The sequence below is a fragment of the Parasphingorhabdus sp. JC815 genome, from assembly GCF_040717415.1.
In the GTDB taxonomy this organism is placed as follows: domain Bacteria; phylum Pseudomonadota; class Alphaproteobacteria; order Sphingomonadales; family Sphingomonadaceae; genus Parasphingorhabdus.
In genome coordinates, this window is sequence record NZ_JBFEFM010000001.1 from 117,619 (window position 1) to 137,690 (window position 20,072).

The following is a 20,072-nucleotide window of genomic DNA, read 5'->3' on the forward strand; positions in this document are numbered from 1 at the left end:
GTTCTTCCGCCACCCGAGCGCCGTGGGCGAGACTGCTATTCCTTTTCGTCGGTCGGTTCGGTCGAGCCCTTCTGATCACCGGTTTGCGGATCAGGACTAGCGGCGGGTTGACCGCCCATTTTTTCAAGTTCCTTTTCCAGCGCCGCCAATTCCTTTTTGACGCCAATATTTTTATTGAGTTTCAGGGCCAAAGTCAGATGATCGATAGCCGATGCTGTCAAAGCCGGTTTTCCGCCCGCAACCGCGTTGTCCGCTTCCGGATCAAATGCTTCCGCCGCGCTAGAAAGGGCGCGTCCCAGAGCCTTCATTAATTTCGCCCGTGCCTGATCCGGCATATCCGATTTTTCGGTTAGCGCATGGGTGCGGTTTAGGATATCAAGCGGAATATCAGCATCGGGAACAAGCGCATTTTCAGCCACCTGTTCGGCCACCAGACAGCCCAGTGACCGCGAATAGCGTTCGGGCAGTGCAAGTCCATGTTTCAGGCAATGCTCAGCTATATCGAGCGCATAGGTATAATCGCCATAATCCAATGCCCAGATCATTTGCGTGACAACAATTTCGTCCTGAACCGCTTTTTCTTCATGGCCTGCCAGCAATGCGCCAGCGACCCAATCATGATATTTAACTGCTTTTTCCAGTTTGACCGGGTTGCGCGCATCGAGCGATTGAATATCGCTGATTTCGTGCAGATCATTGTGGAGTGCGGCAAGCAGCCCATTATATTCATTCACGCCTTCGCCCGTCTCCGGCATCGCCGGAGCAATACCGGAAGGTACGGATTGCCCACTGCTTTGAGCAAGTTGCTGGGCCAATTTACGTTCACGAGTGCGGCGCGCTAGACTGGTCATGATGGATTCCTTTGCGGGGTCTTTGAGCCGATTGATCGATAAGGCGACCGCTGATCCGGATGGCTCAAGTCCGGATCAGCGATCTAGCGGGTGTTAGGGAGCGGGACGGGCTGGAGCAGCGCCGATGACGATATTTTCAACCAGCGCGACTAGGTCATATTCTTCCACGACATAGTCCTCGTTCACGCTTTCGAAATTAGCGATCCGGTCAGCTTCGGGTTCGTCCTTGATCATGCGGCGGCGGGTTTCTTCCTGCCAATAGATCGACAGATTATCGAGACGCGTGATCATAATCGCGTTGGCGGGGAAGAATGGCACCCGAACCGCTGGCAAGCCACCAAGTTGTTTGTCGGAACGGATAATCCGGTCCATCGCCTCAACTTCCGTAGCGGTCGCACCTGTTTTCTGGGCAATGTTAAAATATTTCTCATCGACCAGATCATGACCGACAATGACAACCAGTTCGGTGTCGCCGCGATGCCATTCCTCGATCAATGACTTCGCATCGAGCACCAAAGCGTCGAGAGAGGAATAATCGGCTTCGCCAGTGTCGCTATTGTCCAGCGATTCGTCATAGAGCGTCACATTCGGTTTGACATAGATAGCTTTAAGCGCCGGATTGTTGCTCTTGTCTGATTTTACAGTCAAAGAGCCATCATCCAGAACATGTGCAGGTGCATCTTCCCGGACATGCTGTAACCAGCCTTTATTGACATCCTGCAACAGCGGATTTGCAACGCGATCCGTGGTTGCAGCGGCGCTCGTGCCGTTCCAACCAATCATGATGCGGTCACGGCCTTGTTGTTTCAGGATGGCGTTACGCAATAATTCCTGAAAATTGGGCTTGTGACGCCACGCGTCCAGCTTGGCATAACGGATCGCCCAGTCATAGTTGGTTTGACGACAGAAATACCCATGCTGCGCCTTGGTGTCGGTCGGATCGGTCGGGTTGCGTTTCGTGCCGCCGCTGGTGTCCGTTCGGCCAGCAATGCTGCGTGTGGCCTCAACGCCAACCTTGTCGCCGCTCTGTTGAATAACCGGGACCATATTGATTTCGGACAGGAATTCGCTGGATTCCTTCATACGTTCTTCTAGTTTTTGCTCAACGGTCGGTTCAATCGCAAATTTGGTCGATACATCGGCCACCGATACGCTATTCAACAGCGCGATTTGCGAAACATAAGCGGAAAATTGAACGCGGGTTTCTCTGTGCATTTTGGGTTCCTTAAACTCTGGCAGTAATGGTGGGCGGGATGATTAGCAGTCGGTTTTGACCTGTCCGGTTCCGTTCGAAAGTGACCGATTATGCTGGTTTGGGGCTTCTGTGGTTTCCAGCTTGGTTTCCAGCGCCGCGAATTTCGTGTTGATCGCAGAGATGCCATTGGTCAGCATTCTATTTTGTGCTGCAAACTGCGTATCCATCTGTTTCGTGATGTCGCCCAAGACAGCGGTCATTGCGGCAAATGCTTGTGCGTCAGGATTGGCGTCAACCTTTGGTTCCGGATCGGTTTTAACCGGCGAAGCGGAAGTAAAGTTAATGTTTTTCATTTTTTCAGTCATCATGGCGAAAAAGCCGCCGACCTGTACTTCCGCTTTGGTTTCTTCGGCAAATTCCAAAACTGCCGCTTCGATCCCGCTATCCTTAGCCGTCACTTCGATTGCACCGGGCAATGCACGATTAAATTGTAATCGTTCGGTTCCGATTGCAGCGGGGCTGTCGGTCAAGGCGCAGCCCATCATATAAGCAAAGCCCTTGCCCGCGAAATTGGGTTCAATTTCAATGCTTGGATAGACTTTCTGACCCGCCTCGTTCAGCGCCTTGGCGGTGTCATCAACGTCAAACGTACCAAATAGGCCAAGCCGTTTTTCGTTTGTACCGTTGAAATTCACGTCCACTGTTTCGGTAGAGAGTTCCAGAACGTCGCCATAAGCGCGAAACGGCCCTTCGGTTCCAAGCCCGCGAATATGTTCGATATTCAGCCGGGCGCCATAGGTTTTCGGGTCATAGCTTTTGGCCATTTCCGCGATCATTTTGTCATCGATATTACGACCGTCTACGGTCGAACCGGCGGTTGCGAGGAGAAATTTCTTGGTTTTCATGGCTTCGTGGCTCCGGGTTGTGCAATGGGCGAAATACCGCTTGTCGTGATGCCTTGGGGCCGAAAAAGGCGCATCTATGCAACTGGGTGATGTTGTAAGAACCGGCTTTACAACAGCGCGCTAAGGTAAAAGAGCCTGCGGTTAGTGCATGGCAACGGTCGATGGACAGACCTGCACAAATTGACCGGAAAACCGACATTAACGCCGTGCCGCCGGTGAATGTGTTCGACAGAGCCGACCGGAATGACCGGCGCGAGGCGCGCTCGCTCTACTGGCGCGGATGGTCAGTCACCGAAATTGCGGACGAGTTATCAATAAAGCGCACCACGATCAGCAGTTGGAAAACCCGCGACAAATGGGATGATGCTTCACCACTTAATGTTGTTGAAGACCGCATTGAGGCGCGGATTGCCGCTTATATCGACAAGCCGGATTTCAACGAAGGAGATATGAAGCGGGTCGATTTCCTGATGCGCCAGTTGGAACGCGGCGCACGCATCCGCAAATATGAGGAAACCGGCAAAGAAGCGGATCTGAACCCCAAAATTCTAGCACGCAATGACGAAAAGGCGGTGGCCAAGCGCGCGGAAAAACGCAAAAACTTCCTCACTGACGAACAGTGGGATTTGCTGGAAGCCGATTTCCACGAAAAGAATTTCGAACATCAGAGGATTTGGTGGGATCAGCGCGACCAGCGCACCCGCAAAATATTAAAATCCCGGCAAACCGGTGCCACTTGGTATTTTGCCCGTGAAGCCCTGATGAAAATCCGCGAGGGATATCGCAGCGGCCACGCCCGCAATCAGATATTCCTTTCCGCATCAAAGCGGCAGGTTCTGATTTTCCGCCGATACATCGTCGCATGGGTGAAAAAAGTGACCGGGGTCGACCTGAAGGGCGATCCGATCATGATCGATCTGGGCGAAGGTCACGAACCGGTCGGTCTATATTTTCTCTCTACCAATGCACAAACCGCGCAGGGTGAGCATGGTGATTTCTATTTTGACGAGTTTTTCTGGGTCCACGGCTTTGCCGAGCTGAACAAAGTGGCGGCGGCAATGGCGACCCACAAAATGTATAAGCGCACCTATTTCTCTACGCCCAGCACGATCACCCATGAAGCCTATGCTTTCTGGTCAGGTGAGCAGTGGAATAAGGGCAAGGCAAAGGGCAAGCAAAAGCGTTTCGACATTTCCAAACGCGCACTGGCGGCAGGCACGATCATGCCGGACGGGAGCTGGTGCCAGATATTAACGCTGGCCGCAGCGACCAAAGGCGGGATGTCGGAGTTTTTCGACGAGGAGGAATTGCGCGCAGAATTGAGCGAAGAGGAATTCGCCAATTTATACGAATGCGAGTTTATTGACGATAGCGCATCCAGCTTCCCATATTCGATGATCAATCCTGCACGGGTCGATAGCTTCTACAAATGGCGTGATTTTCTTCCGGCTGCTCCCCGTCCCTTTGGCAATCATCCGGTCTGGATCGGTTATGATCCCAATAAGAACGGACGTGATGATGCGGCACTTGCGATACTTGCGCCGCCGAAATCGGCAGGCGGGAAATTCCGGGTTCTGGAAAAACTGCGCCTCAACGGCTTAGATTTTCAGGGGCAGGCCGATGCGATCAAAAAAGCGGCGTCGCGCTATACTGTTACGGATATCAGCATTGATACCACCGGCGCTGGTCAAGCGGTATATGAACTTGTGAAGGCATGGTTCCCGACCGTTCGCCGCATTGAATATTCGATAGCGGTCAAAACGGCGCTTGTTCAGAAAGCCCAGAATATTTTCCGCAATAGCCGTATCGAATTTGACAGCGGATGGTCGGATGTTTCGGCCAGCTTTATGGCGATCCGGCCCAAAGTCACCGGCGGCAACAAAGTTACCTATACAGCCATGCGTAACGGGCAGATAGGCCATGCCGACATTGCCTGGGCGATCATGCACGCGCTTTCCAATGAACCGATGAATGCAGCGCTGGCCGGATCAGGCGGCGGGACGGTGGATTTCCTTGATTAACGATTTTTGCAATGGAGCATAAGCAATGACCGACTTGATTACAGCCGCTGACCAGACGACCGGAGAAGGCGGCACCGCGACGGGCAAGGATGTGTCAATGTTCACCTTTGGGGATCCGGAAAGCGTGATCGATGGCCGCGACCTATGGTCCTATTTTGAAATGTACCGCAACGCTGACTGGTACGAACCGCCACTGCCTATGATCAATCTGGCCAAAGCATTCAATATGTCGGCTCATCATCGCAGCGCGATAGCACTGAAAGTCAATTTGCTGATGAAGCATTTTGTACCGACACCGCAATTCGACCGGGCTAATTTTGAACGATGGGCCATGGATTTTCTGCAAATGGGCAATGGCTATGTCGAGGCTCGGAAAAACCGTCTTGGCGGGATTGCGCGATTGCGGACATCGCCAGCGGTCCATACCCGCGTTGGCGTGGAGGAGGGCGCTTATTGGTGGATCAAGCATGAAGTTGGCATGGGCCATCACGAATTTGACACTGGAAGCGTGTATCACATAATGCAGCCCGAACCGCTGCAGGAGGTTTATGGCATACCTGAATGGCTGTCCGCGCTGCAATCCGGCCTGCTCAATGAAAATGCGACCTTGTTTCGTCGGCGCTATTATAAAAACGGCGCTCATGCCGGGTTTGTTTTCTATGTCAGCGAACCTTTGGCCGATACCGAAACTGTGACCAAGCTGCGGGAGCGGCTGCAGTCAGCCAAAGGTGTCGGCAACTTCAAGAATATGTTCGTCAACATTCCCGGCGGCAAAAAGGACGGCATCCAGATCATGCCGATTGCCGATGTAGTGGCAAAGGACGAATTTTCGAACATCAAGAATATTACCCGCGACGACATGCTGGCAGCGCACCGAGTCCCACCGCAATTGATCGGCATCATCCCACAAAATAACGGGGGCTTTGGCGATGTTGGCACAGCCACAGATATATTTTTCGACAACGAGATAGAGCCGATCATGCTGCGGATGCTCGAAATCAATGACTGGGCAGGGGCACAAGTGCTGCGGTTCAGGGATTATGTGCCGAAAAGCAGGGTTGTTGCTGCTTAGCGACCAGCCCCACAATATTTCCGTTTCACATCGGTGAGGCGGAGGTAACGGCGTTCCAGCGCCGCTAACCGACGGATCAGACCCGCCATGACCAGACCGGATCGCCCATGGGCGTGATCGGGCCACTCCGCCTGCCGAATCGGTACCGATGCGACAGGGGAGCAAATATGGAACAAATGAAATGAAAGCGAGTCTGAAATTACAAGCCGGAGACAATCTGGAGCCAGTTAAACCGGTACGGCCTGTCGCGCCTTATATCGGCGGGAAAAGGATGCTGGCAAAGCGGTTATGCAACAAAATAGCGGATATTCCGCATCGAACCTATGCAGAGGCATTTGTTGGCATGGGCGGCGTGTTTTTCCGAAGGGATTGCAGGCCAACAGCCGAAGTGATCAATGACTGGTCAGCCGAGGTCCACAACCTATTCCGGATATTGCAGGTGCATTACGTCTCATTTCTGGAAATGATGCGTTTTCAGATTGCGTCGCGGGCAGAGTTCGAAAGGCTATCGCGTGTGGATCCCGAAACCTTGACCGATATGCAGCGCGCTGCGCGGTTTCTGTATATTCAGCGGACGGTATTTGGTGGAAAAGTGACTGGCAGCAATTACGGCGTGTCACCTGCCAATGCCGCTCGTTTCGATGTGACGAAATTGCAGCCGATGCTTGAGGCCGTTCATGACAGACTATCCAGCGTGACGATAGAGCGATTGCCATGGGCTGATTTCATCCGGCGATATGACCGTGACGCCACGCTCTTCTATCTCGACCCACCATATTTCGGCTGCGAAGATGATTATGGAAAAAACATGTTCCGGCGCGAGGAATTTGAGGAGATGGCAAAACTATTGGCCGGGATCAAAGGCCGGTTTATCTTATCGATCAACGATCATCCGGAAATACGTTCTTTGTTCAATGGGTTTTCGATGGAAGAGGTCGGCGTCCGTTACACGCTGGCTGGAAACAGCAATGCCAAAACCTTCGGTGAGTTGATTATTAGTAATTAGGCTGCGTCCGGAAGGGAAGAACGAAAGTCGGGCTGATGGCATCGCTATTGGCCCGATTATTATATATCGAGATTGTGTGAGGTATTGGCGAGTTCATAAATCACCTACCTGATCGATTATATAAGTGCGGCTAACAAGTAAGCATCAATTATGAACTGTGCTCATAGATAATCTGTGACAATGAGTGAGATTTATGGATTTCGATTTTCAACAACAGTTCTGGTACCAATGCGGTATGTCAGCTGCTTTTTGGCAATGAGGAAGAACTACCTTTCGAAAAACGATTATATGGGCATCTAGAGTCTCACGATAATTCTGAAGGTTATCGCTATATTTCACGGTTCTCTCCGCAACGAGGCTTCCTACGGTATCACAGACTGAAAGTGGAATCGATGACCTCCTCAAATGAGATATCTCCAGCATAGAGCTGTCGTTCCATGTTTGTTAACTCATCGGGCGTCAACAAACCTTTTTCTCGTATGAACATCTCGAAGTCAGGACTACTCTGACGGATAATGTTCGGTATCTGCTCATTCAATTGACGAATGATTTCCATCCGAAGCGTGGCTTGGAATTTCCTAAATCTCAGCCTCCAAACCGATGTGAGAAAATCTGACTTCTCTTCACCAGTGAAATTTCTTGCCATCCAGCCGGTTTCTCTGATCGTTTGGAAGAGCGCGATGTCAAAGTTTTTTCTGAACGCAGAGAAATCTAATATATTTTTTCGGGGGTTAGGGTTTTCAAGAGAGATTGGCGGAAAAAGCTTATCGGTATCGGGATTCGCGAGGTTGCTCAGCAACTGTAACCTTTTTAGGAACTTTTCTTTAAATCGCTTGAGAGTTGATGGTAGCTCGATGCATAAAACACTTTTTCTATTAAGGATCCGTATCTCACGTGAGTAGGTTTCAGCGTCTTTTCCGAAATAACCGTTGTCTCTTTCGGGTAAGAATTGGATCAAAAATGGACCTAGAGAAACGATCCGGCTCGCACTTGGGTGCACTGATGTGATATTCCATTCATATTCGTCTAATTTGGTTCTCAGTGCGATTACCGAGCGGCCAGCCTGAAATAGCTCCATGGCAGTGAACGACAGAATATGGCGTAGGGCGTCTGCCATATGAGTAGATCGATACTTACGGTCGAGCGCTGCCAAAGTCTTTATAGCTAACTGTTGGTCGTTTGTCTCTATATCGAAATAGGCGTCCCGCTCCCTTCTTGATCCGAGAGGAACCAGCTGCTGCATGTCTTGCAAGAACATGTGAATATATTGGCTACGGTAACCATCAATTGGTTCACGCAGAAATACGTGTTCTAACCCTTTTAATTTAACTGGGGGAAACCATTCCGGGGGCTGGCCAAAAGTTATTTTCATTCTCGACCTGCCTGCCGTTCATAATCAGACTTGAAGTCCTCTACACTCTGAGGAAGCTCGAAATCCCCCTCTATCTTGTTCTTAAGAACAAAATAGATTGCAGCTTCGCCAGGTTGGTTCATGCCGATACCTGCAATACTCCGCACAATCGGGCTGGGGTGCTCTCGTCCTTCGTGACCGAAACCCATTCCATCGTCAAATCCTAAATCGCGCAGAGTCTGTTGCAGATGCATTCCCCATTGAGACCTAATTAGGTTGCGGGGAGTGCTTAAAAAGGGGGGGGCCTTGTAAGTAGAGAAAATCTGTATGATCCAGCGGAGGTACCATTGTCTATCCTTCGTACTCTGAAGCAGCTTTTCCCATACTTCTTCAGCGTGGGATTTGAAGTCATGGCTTTTATGTATCTCCGCAAATACCAATGCATATCCGGTGAGAGTCAGAAGGTCTTCAGCTATTGTCCCCAATATTGATATAAAATGCTCATCGCTGACCTTTCCTCTTTTTTTATCAAAACGGGAAAACGATAATTGTGCCAATATACCAAATGCAAAGAATAGTTTTTTAAAACTGTCTGAATTATTATTTTTGCATGCTTTGAAACACTCCTCTGCGAGCATGAAATAGCTGTGACCGAAGTAATCTGGCAGTTCTTCAGTTTCACCCAGATCGTCTGCCAAATATCTAATGATTGGCATTGAGCATAAGGTGGAAATAAGCTCAGACCTCAACTCTACTAATTCCGCACGCGCCTTAGCTGTATTGACTTTAGTGATCTCATATTCGGGATAAGTCTCCAGTTTGTAAATTGCTTCCAGATTTTTCTCTAAAAGGTCAATGAAATGGGAGAACTGAGTGACCGATCGAAAAGAACTCAATAGGATAGGGGTAGCGACATACTCTCTTTTTGCTGCGACGAGTGAAGCAACCACTCCGGAAGTGGTTCTCTTCATGTCCGATATAATACGTTCAATCCCAAGCGAAATGGCATTTGTGAAGTCCTTTGCGACCAGCTGTGTTATGTAGCGATTCGGCATCAGTGCGCGTCCTTCGACGGTTTTCTCAAAATCGAGCCGAAGCTTGGTGTTTTGTAGTCGTTCGAGCAATGGAGACGGGAAGCCACTGAAATCCGGCTTCTTCCAATCAATCGCTCCAACCTTGGTCGGTAGCTTTTCAGCAAAGAGAATTGCTAACCTGAGATATTCGTAGGCAAACATGTAGGAAGCGTGTGTTAAGCTAAGGTGGAGTGAAATCTCTTCAAAGCGAGATCTTTTACGTTCATCTGTAAACGGCAATTCTGGCTCTTTTTCATGTCTGCGAAGACAATCCGAAAATCGTTCTAAGAAGTCTATCCCTTCGTCAGGAAGGAACATTGCGGCGAGAGCCTCATTGGCAAATTGAGCGTATTGAAGAGTCTTGTAGGCAGCAGAATAGTCTCCTTGCTTTAAACACTCTTCGAACGAAGCTAAAAGACCATCAAGTAATTTATCTTCGAACCATCTCGCGTCGATCTCCTCTTTGGGTGACAGATGCATGTCGGATTGAAGCGCCATACTAGTATTTGAGTCATTCTCGAAGAACCACTCGGGGTGCTTTGAGATTCTCTTGAACCAAAAACTATCCTGAGGAATTCTGGGGCGCTCGGACGCATAGAACCTCAATAAGCTCGCGTATGCGAAATCTACCCGCGTGTTCGGTATGGCGTGTTGGCTGGTGCTCCTTTCTGAGTTGAAGCTAAGATAGCGAAGGGTTGCCAGTCGTTGAGCAACGACTTTTCGTCGGTGCGAATCAAGATGGATAGACCTTCTTCGAGATCGGGATACTTCCGTTATCAGCCGAGTAACCTCAGGCAAGATTTCAGCATCAACCAATCTTGAAACATCGAAAAACAGAAATAGTCTCTTGCCTAGCTGAAAGATACAAAGGACCGCTATGACGCCACCCACTAAAACGGTCATAAAGATGATGTATCCCGTCGCGTACCCTAAATAAGAAAGGGCGACAGATATTAGGGAGAGTATTGTCAGATTAATCAGGTAAGATGAATAGGCATTGTTGACCTTTTCTCTGAGGATAAGGTCGACGACATCATTTCGGATATGGCTGTAGCTTGAGCTGAGAATGATACCGAAAGTGGCAAAATAAATGCTAAGGAATACAGCTCCAATTTGCCCAATCATCGCCAGAAAATCGGATGCATCAGGCGAGAGCGAAATGAGATCTGGCGTATGTTTCACTACAATTGGATGCGCGATGATCTCGATAAGCTCAGCTATGAGTATGAAAAGGCATGAAGCGATCATGCCTTTAAAGCTGATCGAAAAAAGCTCCCTGTAGACGGAGCTTGTGTAGGATAAGGTTTCCGCGTCTCGCTTCAGCGAGCTGGAAATTCGGTCTATTTGAAATCTTAGTCTTGAGAGCACATTTCTTGCAGTCCAAAAAACTGTGAGCTTCTGTGCTCTGGCAACTGCAAGGTTGCCTATTGGGCCAATAATTTTTCTCCAGTTCCACATGACGCTATAATGTTCACTCTTTTAGACGTTCGCGCAAGCGCGAAACTGCATAAGTATTGAGGATTCCACAGCTCTATATTGATATTCAATAAGACTGGCGCCATTGGGGTGGGAGTAATTTATGAGGCGCCGCAAACTATTAAATTTCTGCCGTTCATATACTTTCCTTCCGAGTGGCAATATCGTTTCAAGCCTAAAATGGCCATGCCTTATCAGATCAAGGTTAGCGTACATTCGTTTAAACGGGTCGATACTGAAAAATTTAAGCGAGGTGAGTCTTCGGTTCCTTATGTACCAATATAGCGGTTTAATGTAGGTCTTTGGGAAGAAGTTTTTTACTTCAACGTCTGAAATTATTAAGTGAATCGATATATAACATTGGTCTCAATCAACGCTTCCACAGATGATCCGTCCAATCTATATGAACCGGCCCAGATGGACTAAATAATTCATCTACCTGCTCCATGGACTCGCTTAGCCATGTATCTACGCTATCCCGCTCCAGAATAACCGGCATTCGGCTATGTGCTTTAGCCGCTTCTCCGGCTGCATCCGTCATGATCATCGTATAACAATTGCCCCATTCATCGCTGGGTCGCCATAGCCCTGCGACTGGGAAGAATTCTTGCTCTGGAATAGAGATCCAAGCCTCTTTCATGCTGCCCTTCGTCCCATAAGCTTCCGCATAGCGTGTAACCGGGATCACGCATCGATACTCTGGACCTGTCCATCTGTTCCAGAATGATGACGATAGCTTATCAGATCGTGCATTGTTCACTGGTTTGGGCTTGGGTTGTTTACCCTGCTCCTTTGCGCGTTTTCGGGAGGCTGCTAATATGAGCGGAAAGCCCCATGTCATCTGGCTAATCGTTCGCTTCCCGTCCAGAACTCGAATGATCTCACCTTGCCCCTGCGGATGGATGATTGATCCGGCAGAATTGAATTCTTCGGTCTCAAGCGCTTCCAACGCCTGTCTTGCCGCGTCTGTTTCAGCCTGTTGATACCGATTGCACATGAAATAGGTTTATCATGCAATACCGCCAATAAATCCAGTAGTTTCACCTTCGCCCAGCATGGCCATACGCACAAGCCCGCCGCAGCCGCGCTGGCGACACCGTGCACGCCGTTCGATATCTTCCAAATATAGAAACTTGGCCGATTGGCGACTCAGCAACTCTTTGCCAGTCAACCATCGGAGTTTGCCGCACTTCCGGCAGACCCATCGCGCCGCGCTCACCCCCACGCTCCGCTTTGGGCTTCTTTGTACGATTTCGACGCACATCAACTGCTCCCGGCTAATAGCTAGGGAAGGGGGTGGGGGCGGGAAACACGTAATATCTGTAACATCCCATCGAAACATGGTGCAAGCCATTGAAAAATAGGGAAATAAATATTACAAGAAACTGTAATATTGTGTAATATTTTATATGCGAGGATGTTATCTCATTGATATGTATAGATTTATTATAAAATAATATTACAGATAATAAGTGTAATAATATTACGTTGATATTACAAATAAATTACGTCTATAACCCGCAGAAATCCGCAAATATTACGTTTATTACGTGTTTCCCGCACATACCCTGCACCTTAGAATTGCCCACGCACAACTGCCGATTTTTGTTTAACGCCTTCGGATTGGCTTATGAACTGTGACGGGGAAAGCTGTGATGCAATATGACGCTATCAATGGGTCGAGCGCGGGCATCGAAAACTCTACCGGTACACATTGTACCGGTAGGGAGAACGTAGAAAGAACTAAAAGGGGCTATATTGGCAAAAACCGGTACTCCATTTGCTAAAAAACCGCAGATTTGCGGGAGAGAGCTTCGTTCGTAATGATGGGGCCAGAGGTTCGAGTCCTCTAAGCGGCACCAGGCATTTCCCGATTTTTGGCTGTCTCTTACTTGTGGCGTTGAAAACACAAATTCATGCTATTTTTTAGTGGCTTAGTCCAAATCCAGCTTCAGCACCGGCTGCTAGAGACCATTTGTCCGTCGCGAAACGGCGCCAGTATGCCCAATCGTCTCATAAGGCCATTTTGTGGCTGTCAGATGCAGATGGTGATTTTGGGCAGAAAATCAGGTGAACCCGAACATTTTTCGCTGACTAGGCCAATCCAGTGGGATCGCATTGGCGCGGGTGAGTTTGCGACCGGTAAGATCAGCTGGCTGAGTGCCATCCATGATGGATGCGATAATATCCGGTGCCAGCCATGAGATGCGAACGAGCTGTCCTAGATAGCGCCGACTGTATTTGGCAAGCGCAGGATTTTCTTTGCCGTTGAGCAGGAGATCTTGAGCTGCGAAAGCTTGGGCTACCAGCTTTTGCAATGTTGGATTGGGTGCGGGTTTGATGTTTGTTCCGGTGGCCGGAATGGTCAACTTCAGTTCCCTCCCTTGCTTGGCCAGTTTTGCATTGAGCTGAACTTCCATTCTTTCAGCACCATCGGACATTCGGAAACTGATCACGACCTGGGCCTCTTGGATATGCACCTCGACCTTTTGGTCAATCAATATCTTGCGCTTCTCCTGAATAGTTCCGTTTTTTAGTCGATCAGCGATTTCGCGATTAATTGCGATACGATTTTGGATGGCCTTCGCCTCGCCGGATATTGACCTAGCTCTTGAGATCGCATTGGCAAGTGTGTCCGTAACCAGCCTTTCAACTTCTCCAGATGGTAACCGCCAGATACTATTCTTGTCCTCTCCTGGTGCAAGACGCGATACATAGTAGCGAAATCTTTTTGCTCCCTTGCAGGCATGAGTTGGGGTCATAGGCCGGTCGTCTGGATCAATGATCCTGCCAGCGAGCAGACTGGGGTTCTTTGCTTTCTTGCCCATTGCATTATTTCTTCGATTGGTTCCAAAGATGGCTTGCACTTCATCGAACAGAGTTTCGTCTATTATCGCATCATGCTTGCCATCGTAGATATTCCCGTTGTGACGAACCTTGCCAGCGTAGATGGGGTTTTTGAGCAATTGAGCAAGTGACCCTGTGCGGAACGTAATCCCGCCAACAGTCCTGCCATCCTTGTAGGCGCGCTTTTTGGTGCGGTAACCCTGCACGGCGAGCTCATCGACCAGTTGCGTCAATGATCGAAGCTCGAAATAGCGCCGAAACAGATGGCGGACAGTTCGTGCTTCCTTGCAGTTCACAATTAACTTGTGATCCTCAAGGTCGTAGCCAAGGGGAACCGGACCTCCCATCCACATTCCCTTTTTCTTCGAAGCTGCAATCTTGTCGCGGATGCGTTCCCCCGTCACTTCGCGTTCAAACTGCGCAAAGGACAAGAGAACATTGAGCGTAAGCCGCCCCATGCTGGTGGTCGTATTGAATGATTGGGTAACACTTACGAAGCTTGCATCATGTTCATCAAGGATTTCGACGATCTTTGCAAAGTCCGCGAGGCTTCGGGTCAGGCGGTCTACCTTGTACACAACGATGACATTAACTCTGCCAGCCTTCACATCTTGCAAAAGTTGTTTAAGGCCCGGTCTTTCCATTGACCCGCCACTGAAGCCGCCATCATCATAGAGCTCCGAAGATCCTTCCCACCCCTCATGGGTCTGACTCAAAATGTATGCAGCGCAGGCCTCACGTTGAGCATCCAGACTGTTGAAATCCTGTTCCAGGCCGTCTTCGGTCGATTTACGAGTGTAGATCGCGCAGTGTGTCTTGCCTTTCACATCAGTCATCGATCGACGCCTTTGGCTTGAAACCGCTTCGCTTTTTTAGCCCGAAGAAACGCGGACCAGACCAATGGGCGCCAGTAATTTCCTCCGCGATTGGGCTGAGGCTACGATATTGTCTGCCGTGATATTCAAAGCCGTCTTCGCCAACGAACACATGATAACTCTCACCCTTCCATGTCCGGACCAGCCTTGTGCCGGGCTTGAGCGCGATATCCGGAAGAGTTCCCGCGACGTTTGTTTTTGTGAACTGTTTCTGCACTTGGGCAATTCGCTTTTTGACAGAAGGCGTCAATCCACCATGCACCCGCTCCTGCAATCGCCAGGCTATTGACCGCCGCAAGAGATTGGGCGGTATTTCAGGTGCTGGTCGGCGAAATGTATCCCTCCATATGGATCGAAGCTGGGCTGGTGGCATGGCGGCTAGTTCCTCCAGTCGTGTGTTCAAGGCGCTCATCAGGACGCCTTCTTGACGATTGGGTCAGATGTGATGCGATATACCGTGTCTTCTTCCCCTTGATGCTCTCTCGCGAGGACAAAGCCTTTCTTGCGAAGGCCAGTCAGGAAGGCCCGGATGCTATGGGGTTTCCAGTTTGTCGCTTTGCCGATCTCATCGATGCTCGCACCTCTGCCGCGACTAAGTAGCGCAATGACTTTGGAGGATTTGGTTGTGGTTTTTGATATTGCCATTTTTTGGGTCTCCTGTGCAGGCGCCGGACCGTCCGGTGCTCCCACTGACCAAAGCCGCGGATCGCTAAATGGCGGGCGGCGTGTCGTCATAATTGTCGCGACGCAAATAGCAATGCTCGATTAAGCGCTGAAGTCCAGTCGAATAATTAGAGAATGACTGCTTTGCGCCCCAATTGTCGTCATTCCGGAGGCAGGCGCTCGCGCCTAAAAGCTGCCATTAGGTGTCTAGTAGGTGTCTAGAATTTTCTCACGCTTGAGCGGCAAGAAATGAGTGGGAAGCGGAAAGACCCTTCCGAGCTTCAATGTGCTATTAGCAGACCATTAGGCCGAATTCGCTTAGAAGTTGCGCTGCCTATTCATGAGGAATCGTAGGGCCCCTAAATCGAGATGCGTCACCTAGGCGGATACCACTTGCGAAGGTCAACGCCTTCAAAGCGCGCATCGTCCATCATGATTTCGCGCAAATTACAGCTGTCAACTGAGGACGTCCAGAAGTCGTATTGTCGAAGGTCGCTTTGTGAAAAGTCCAGCTGCTCGAGATTGACTTTCCTGAACGAAATGCCTATCCTCTTTACGTTGATTAGCAATGTCTCCTTAAAGCTAAGGTCGATGGCTTCTGCATCAGAAAAATCGACTCCAGTGAGCTTGCATTGCTCGAAGCTCGCGTCCTCAAAAGTGCTACGCTTCATCGAAGCGTCATTAAAATCGCTAACGTTAGAGACAGCGTCGGATAGATTGCAGCCTGTAAAATTCGCAAAGCCTCCATGGCAGGACTTTCATGTGGTGTCTTCAAGATTTGCTCCAGCAAGATTAGTGCTCCGCAAATTGCATAGCTCGAACTTCTCGCCAGAAAGATCTATTTTAGACAGGTCTTCATATTCGAGTTTACAATTGTTCAACGTCCTTGGCTCGATCAGAGCCTGCAGTTCATACGGGCCACTGTCTTGTTGCAGATCGACTTGTCAGTGAAAAGTCATCTATGCCAAGCTTGTAACTGCGTCGTCTTGATCCGGCCAGCGGTATCCTCTTATGGGAAGCGTCAGGATATTGGGCACACATCGCTCAAGGTAGGCGGTGGTAATTGATAATAGCCATTTCAATACTGCATCGCAAACTGCTCTCGCCTGCGTCACCGGCGGTATTAGACGATCTCCACTTTTCTTATCCCTGAAAATGGCTAAGCTGGAAAAGCAGTAGCATTCTTTACGTGTGCCCGGCTATTCCGACGACGCCAAACAAGCCGTAAGCCGCTGATGCATAGCCAAATCGTGGCCAGACCGACGAGCGTCACCGATAACCGGCCTCCGAGCCCAGCTGCATGGCCGGAATGAAGGGGATACTGCCAGGCAAAGAACAAGTCGCCACCGGTCTCTCCATTATCATGACGTTGTCCGGTGATTGATCCGTCGGCCATGTCAACATATGTCCACATACGCCCTTGATTATCTGGATCGCGTTGATCGTATGTCCGGACCGCGTATTGACCGACCGAAGGCAATATTCTTACGCTGTGAACTTGTCCAGGGCCTGCTCTTGCAATCGCGTCGTTCAATCCGACCGTGACCTCATCGATTTCTGCTTCAGGCATCGATTCGTGCAATCGTTCGCTGACGGGCGACACTTGTCGTATCAAGTCTCGACTGGCGTTAGGAAATGCCAGAGTGACCCCTGTCAAGGTTATCGTGAATGTTGCCAGCCATAACCACATTCCCATAGCTCTGTGCCAGTCAAAGAGCCTGCGCAAGCTGCCTTTTTTGCCGGCAAGCTGAAATGCCGCAGGCCATTTTTGCAGCTTGGGGAATGCTAGGGGAACAGCGAGTAAGTGGTCAAGCAACCAAAGAAGGCCGATAATCCCGATAAATGTCGCCCCTGTCTCACCCGCCAATAATTCTGTATGCAGACCGTAAAGCAGATCAGGGAAATGCTGGCGATCGAGGTGTAATCCGCCGCTTACTCTCCAGCCAGTGATGGTGCCCGTCGCCGGATCGGCAAAAACCTGCATCGGAAGACTAGCACCATCCGGCAAAGACTGTCGGCCCAACAACCAATGCGTTTTGCCATTGGCCGGAGCCAGCATGATATTATTGGCGGAGAAACCGGGCAGGGCCGCTTCTGCATTGTCAAGAACAACATCGAGGGAAATGGATGCATGGTCACTAATTTCCGTCAGCCGCAAGTCGGGATTTAATGCTATATCAAGTTCGTCATACCAAGCTATCGCAACGCCGGTGACGGCGAGCAGCATTAGCCACCCGCCGACCAATATTCCGAACCAGCAATGCCAGAGTTTCAGACCAATCCGTCGCTGCATTTAGAAACGATAAGATGCCGTTAAGCGGAAGTTGCGTCCCGGCTCAGACAAGCCTGAAACAATTTCATAGTCCGGTATGGCGGTATAGTCACCCACACTGGCATGTGCGAGATACCGCTTATCAAATAGATTATAGATCGCGGCGTTCAGGGACAAACGATCACTATCAAAGGGAAGCCAGCGTGCGAATAGATCGACTACAGTATAAGCTGGCTTATCAATAAATTCGGTTGTTGGGACGAACCCGAGATCAGCGTCGCGAAACAATACTTCCAGATCTCGCACCGCTTCATACCGGGTCAGGCTGGCCATAAACCCCAGTGATGGCGACGGGTCGTAATTGGCGGATACATTCCAATTGTCACCCATTGTGTTCCCTAGCGCAATTTGCTCATAACCATTGATCCGATTGCCATTGATCCTCGAATCATAATGATTGTAATAGCCACTGAAACCAAATGGACCGTACTTATATCCTGCTCGTAACTCGATGCCGTCCGAAGTAAAATCACCGACATTCTCGTAATAGATACCGTCTTGTGGAAACGGTCCGCTATAGAGTTGATCGAGAATGACGTCCTTGATCTTCATGTCGAAATAGGCAGCGGATGCAGTGAAACCATTTCGTTCGAAACTTGCGCCAACTTCAAAATTTGCGACAGTTTCCGGTCTCAGGCCGGGTTGTAGAATATCGCGTCCCGGCCGGTGTTCGAGCGAGAATGCGTCACCAATCTCTTTGCCACGGAACGCTTCTGCATAGCCTGCATTCAACGTCAGTCCGGGAAGCATTTCCAGATCAGCGCCTGCATTGAAAGAAATGCCATCACTTTTGGTGCCCGTTCCATATGTTACTACATCAAGATCATAGGCATCGTAACGAGCACCGAAACTTAGAAGCAACGGCTCAACAACCTGCCAATGGTCTTGCACATAGACACCGAAAAGATCGCCCCGCTCCTCAAATTGACCCACATTGGGGTCCCAGGCCCAAGGTTGCCACATTGCATCATCTGCGAGATATGCGCTCGACGCCTGGTCAGACCGGTGCTCCATCCCGAATATGACATCGTGACCAGCAAATTTCGTCCGGAAACGAGCATCGAACCCATAGCTTTCGATATCCGCACCATAAAGCCCCCATCGGTCAGAACGGTCCAGTTCGAACTTGGCACGGGTCCAATATCCAGTGGTTTCCAGACTTACAGCGCCTCCAGAGTCATACCTGTAATTTCCGATTACCGTCTGACGTGTGCCCTTGGCGGGAAACAGGCGATCACCGATCAGCACAGGCCAGTTGGGACGCGCACCAAATTCGCCTTCTTCGTCACGATGCTCGTAGCTTACGGAAAAATTATGACCGGAACCCAGGTCTCCGCCTATTTTAACAAATCCGAGCTGCTGCTCTGCAGCTGTGCCGCGTACACGGTTGCCATCACCATCTTTAAACTCGTTTCGGTCGGAATATACATAGGAGCCAACAATGCCAATATCGCCGATTAACTTCGCATAAAGTGTCGCGGAGAGCTTATAGCCATTATTGGAGAACCATCCGGCTTTGACAATTCCACCTACATCTCGACCAGACTCTAACATGTCAGCAGCGTCACGAGTCCGAAAACGCAACGCCCCCCCGATAGCCCCGAAGCCAGAGGTCGCTTCTCCGGCACCTGCTTGCAGTTCGACCGATTCAAGAAGTTCCGGCTCAATATTTACACGACCAATATGGTGAAACAGCGAACCGCTTTGTGGAGCCCCATCAACTGTTACGTTGATCAGAGAATCTTCAAGACCCCGCACATAGACTTTTTGAGCGATACCGAGCGAGCCGCCGACAGAGACTGAAGGCACTTGCCGGAATATATCTTTCAGGTCCGATGCCTGGAGTAGGTCGAGTTCATCACGATCAATAGCTGCGCCAGTCAGCTTTCCAACCACCACGATTCCATGCTCGATCACATTCCGTTGCTCTGACTGCACGTTTTCGTGTATTTCAGGAGTTGAGCTGTCCTGAGCATTGGCAGGAGAGATCGTCAACGCGGCAACAGAGACAGCACTTAACAAAACGAATTTAGAACAACGTAACATTTGGTCCCCCATTTAAATATGAGGGTCCGTTAGATGCTAATGCGAACCAATGTCAATAGAAGTTGACTTGATTGATACTTTTTTTGAAATTATGGCATAATTGTTATTATCTGTGTGAACTGCGGGGATTATTTTGAAGTGTTTGGATAATTACCGCCACAATACGTGCGTCTGATATCCGGTATGAGGACATAATTGTTGCTTGAGAATGACATAAATAACACACCGCGTAATGGCAGCATTTAGCGAACGTCTTCCCGGAACCTGCCTATCCGCAGTAGGCCTAACTACAGTCGGTCCGAAATGCGCCCCAATTTCGGTCGTTCCCGATGCGGCACACTACGCCAGAAAGCAGCCCT

17 protein-coding genes are annotated in these 20,072 nt (G+C 49.8%); 3 read left to right on the forward strand and 14 right to left on the reverse strand.

Translation table 11 applies throughout. The features are described from left to right. Positions 1–35: 35 nt before the first annotated feature. The 3 genes from gpM to AB1K62_RS00620 form a co-directional block, all read right to left on the reverse strand. The gene (gene gpM, locus AB1K62_RS00610; RefSeq protein WP_367000409.1) at positions 36–851 is read right to left on the reverse strand and encodes a phage terminase small subunit; all 816 of its coding nucleotides are present in this window, start codon (positions 849–851) and stop codon (positions 36–38) included. A 93-nt stretch (positions 852–944) separates the two neighbouring features. Then, on the reverse strand, positions 945–2,066 hold the full coding sequence (locus AB1K62_RS00615) for a phage major capsid protein, P2 family (protein ID WP_367000410.1): 1,122 nt from the start codon (positions 2,064–2,066) through the stop codon (positions 945–947). A gap of 42 nt (positions 2,067–2,108) precedes the next feature. After that, positions 2,109–2,951, reverse strand: a complete 843-nt coding sequence (locus AB1K62_RS00620; RefSeq protein ID WP_367000412.1) for a GPO family capsid scaffolding protein — start codon at positions 2,949–2,951, stop codon at positions 2,109–2,111. 161 nt (positions 2,952–3,112) lie between these two features. On the opposite strand from AB1K62_RS00620, the gene AB1K62_RS00625 reads away from it, so the two are divergent. The 3 genes from AB1K62_RS00625 to AB1K62_RS00635 all read left to right on the forward strand — a co-directional run bounded on the left by AB1K62_RS00625 (position 3,113) and on the right by AB1K62_RS00635 (position 7,050). Beyond that, the gene (locus AB1K62_RS00625) at positions 3,113–4,972 is read left to right on the forward strand and encodes a terminase family protein (RefSeq protein ID WP_367000413.1); all 1,860 of its coding nucleotides are present in this window, start codon (positions 3,113–3,115) and stop codon (positions 4,970–4,972) included. A 25-nt stretch (positions 4,973–4,997) separates the two neighbouring features. Then, positions 4,998–6,044: a phage portal protein gene (locus AB1K62_RS00630; protein WP_367000415.1), complete on the forward strand. Its 1,047-nt coding sequence runs from the start codon at positions 4,998–5,000 to the stop codon at positions 6,042–6,044. Between the two features lie 181 nt (positions 6,045–6,225). After that, positions 6,226–7,050, forward strand: coding sequence for a DNA adenine methylase (locus AB1K62_RS00635; protein WP_367000416.1), 825 nt, complete (start codon positions 6,226–6,228; stop codon positions 7,048–7,050). A 370-nt stretch (positions 7,051–7,420) separates the two neighbouring features. On the opposite strand, the gene AB1K62_RS00640 is transcribed toward AB1K62_RS00635, so the two are convergent. The 11 genes from AB1K62_RS00640 to AB1K62_RS00690 all read right to left on the reverse strand — a co-directional run bounded on the left by AB1K62_RS00640 (position 7,421) and on the right by AB1K62_RS00690 (position 19,713). After that, a complete protein-coding gene (locus AB1K62_RS00640) occupies positions 7,421–8,422 on the reverse strand; it encodes a hypothetical protein (RefSeq protein WP_367000417.1) in 1,002 nt (333 codons plus the stop codon). After that, a complete protein-coding gene (locus AB1K62_RS00645; protein WP_367000419.1) occupies positions 8,419–10,932 on the reverse strand; it encodes a hypothetical protein in 2,514 nt (837 codons plus the stop codon). The genes AB1K62_RS00640 and AB1K62_RS00645 overlap by 4 nt, the downstream gene beginning before the upstream one ends. 388 nt (positions 10,933–11,320) lie before the next feature. After that, on the reverse strand, positions 11,321–11,947 hold the full coding sequence (locus AB1K62_RS00650; RefSeq protein ID WP_367000421.1) for an SOS response-associated peptidase family protein: 627 nt from the start codon (positions 11,945–11,947) through the stop codon (positions 11,321–11,323). Between the two features lie 12 nt (positions 11,948–11,959). Beyond that, positions 11,960–12,121, reverse strand: a complete 162-nt coding sequence (locus AB1K62_RS00655; protein ID WP_367000423.1) for a hypothetical protein — start codon at positions 12,119–12,121, stop codon at positions 11,960–11,962. 895 nt (positions 12,122–13,016) lie between these two features. Then, positions 13,017–14,633: a recombinase family protein gene (locus tag AB1K62_RS00660; protein ID WP_367000425.1), complete on the reverse strand. Its 1,617-nt coding sequence runs from the start codon at positions 14,631–14,633 to the stop codon at positions 13,017–13,019. Next, a complete protein-coding gene (locus tag AB1K62_RS00665; RefSeq protein ID WP_367000426.1) occupies positions 14,626–15,084 on the reverse strand; it encodes a DUF2924 domain-containing protein in 459 nt (152 codons plus the stop codon). Before AB1K62_RS00665 ends, AB1K62_RS00660 begins: the two co-directional genes overlap by 8 nt. Next, complete coding sequence (locus AB1K62_RS00670; RefSeq protein ID WP_367000428.1) at positions 15,084–15,317, reverse strand: DUF3489 domain-containing protein; 234 nt, start codon at positions 15,315–15,317, stop codon at positions 15,084–15,086. Before AB1K62_RS00670 ends, AB1K62_RS00665 begins: the two co-directional genes overlap by 1 nt. Positions 15,318–15,709: 392 nt before the next feature. Beyond that, positions 15,710–16,006 carry a pentapeptide repeat-containing protein gene (locus tag AB1K62_RS00675; protein WP_367000429.1) on the reverse strand — a complete coding sequence of 99 codons (297 nt, stop codon included), beginning with the start codon at positions 16,004–16,006 and terminating at the stop codon, positions 15,710–15,712. Positions 16,007–16,093: 87 nt separating this feature from the next. Continuing rightward, entirely contained in the window at positions 16,094–16,216 is a 123-nt protein-coding gene (locus tag AB1K62_RS00680) for a pentapeptide repeat-containing protein (RefSeq protein WP_367000431.1), read from the reverse strand. 278 nt (positions 16,217–16,494) lie between these two features. After that, positions 16,495–17,628, reverse strand: coding sequence for a PepSY-associated TM helix domain-containing protein (locus AB1K62_RS00685; RefSeq protein ID WP_367000433.1), 1,134 nt, complete (start codon positions 17,626–17,628; stop codon positions 16,495–16,497). Next, positions 17,629–19,713: a TonB-dependent receptor gene (locus AB1K62_RS00690; RefSeq protein ID WP_367000435.1), complete on the reverse strand. Its 2,085-nt coding sequence runs from the start codon at positions 19,711–19,713 to the stop codon at positions 17,629–17,631. Between the last annotated feature and the right edge of the window lie 359 nt (positions 19,714–20,072).

What these genes read in the sequence shown, in the direction of transcription:
- AB1K62_RS00620 (WP_367000412.1), bottom strand. Translation starts at nt 2,951, where the DNA reads ATGAAAACCAAGAAATTTCTCCTCGCAACCGCCGGTTCGACCGTAGAC.
- AB1K62_RS00635 (WP_367000416.1), top strand. Translation starts at nt 6,226, where the DNA reads ATGAAAGCGAGTCTGAAATTACAAGCCGGAGACAATCTGGAGCCAGTT.
- gpM (WP_367000409.1), bottom strand. Translation starts at nt 851, where the DNA reads ATGACCAGTCTAGCGCGCCGCACTCGTGAACGTAAATTGGCCCAGCAA.
- AB1K62_RS00670 (WP_367000428.1), bottom strand. Translation starts at nt 15,317, where the DNA reads ATGGCAATATCAAAAACCACAACCAAATCCTCCAAAGTCATTGCGCTA.
- AB1K62_RS00665 (WP_367000426.1), bottom strand. Translation starts at nt 15,084, where the DNA reads ATGAGCGCCTTGAACACACGACTGGAGGAACTAGCCGCCATGCCACCA.
- AB1K62_RS00645 (WP_367000419.1), bottom strand. Translation starts at nt 10,932, where the DNA reads ATGTGGAACTGGAGAAAAATTATTGGCCCAATAGGCAACCTTGCAGTT.
- AB1K62_RS00685 (WP_367000433.1), bottom strand. Translation starts at nt 17,628, where the DNA reads ATGCAGCGACGGATTGGTCTGAAACTCTGGCATTGCTGGTTCGGAATA.
- AB1K62_RS00660 (WP_367000425.1), bottom strand. Translation starts at nt 14,633, where the DNA reads ATGACTGATGTGAAAGGCAAGACACACTGCGCGATCTACACTCGTAAA.
- AB1K62_RS00640 (WP_367000417.1), bottom strand. Translation starts at nt 8,422, where the DNA reads ATGAAAATAACTTTTGGCCAGCCCCCGGAATGGTTTCCCCCAGTTAAA.
- AB1K62_RS00675 (WP_367000429.1), bottom strand. Translation starts at nt 16,006, where the DNA reads ATGAAGCGTAGCACTTTTGAGGACGCGAGCTTCGAGCAATGCAAGCTC.
- AB1K62_RS00630 (WP_367000415.1), top strand. Translation starts at nt 4,998, where the DNA reads ATGACCGACTTGATTACAGCCGCTGACCAGACGACCGGAGAAGGCGGC.
- AB1K62_RS00625 (WP_367000413.1), top strand. Translation starts at nt 3,113, where the DNA reads ATGGACAGACCTGCACAAATTGACCGGAAAACCGACATTAACGCCGTG.
- AB1K62_RS00690 (WP_367000435.1), bottom strand. Translation starts at nt 19,713, where the DNA reads ATGTTACGTTGTTCTAAATTCGTTTTGTTAAGTGCTGTCTCTGTTGCC.
- AB1K62_RS00650 (WP_367000421.1), bottom strand. Translation starts at nt 11,947, where the DNA reads ATGTGCAATCGGTATCAACAGGCTGAAACAGACGCGGCAAGACAGGCG.
- AB1K62_RS00615 (WP_367000410.1), bottom strand. Translation starts at nt 2,066, where the DNA reads ATGCACAGAGAAACCCGCGTTCAATTTTCCGCTTATGTTTCGCAAATC.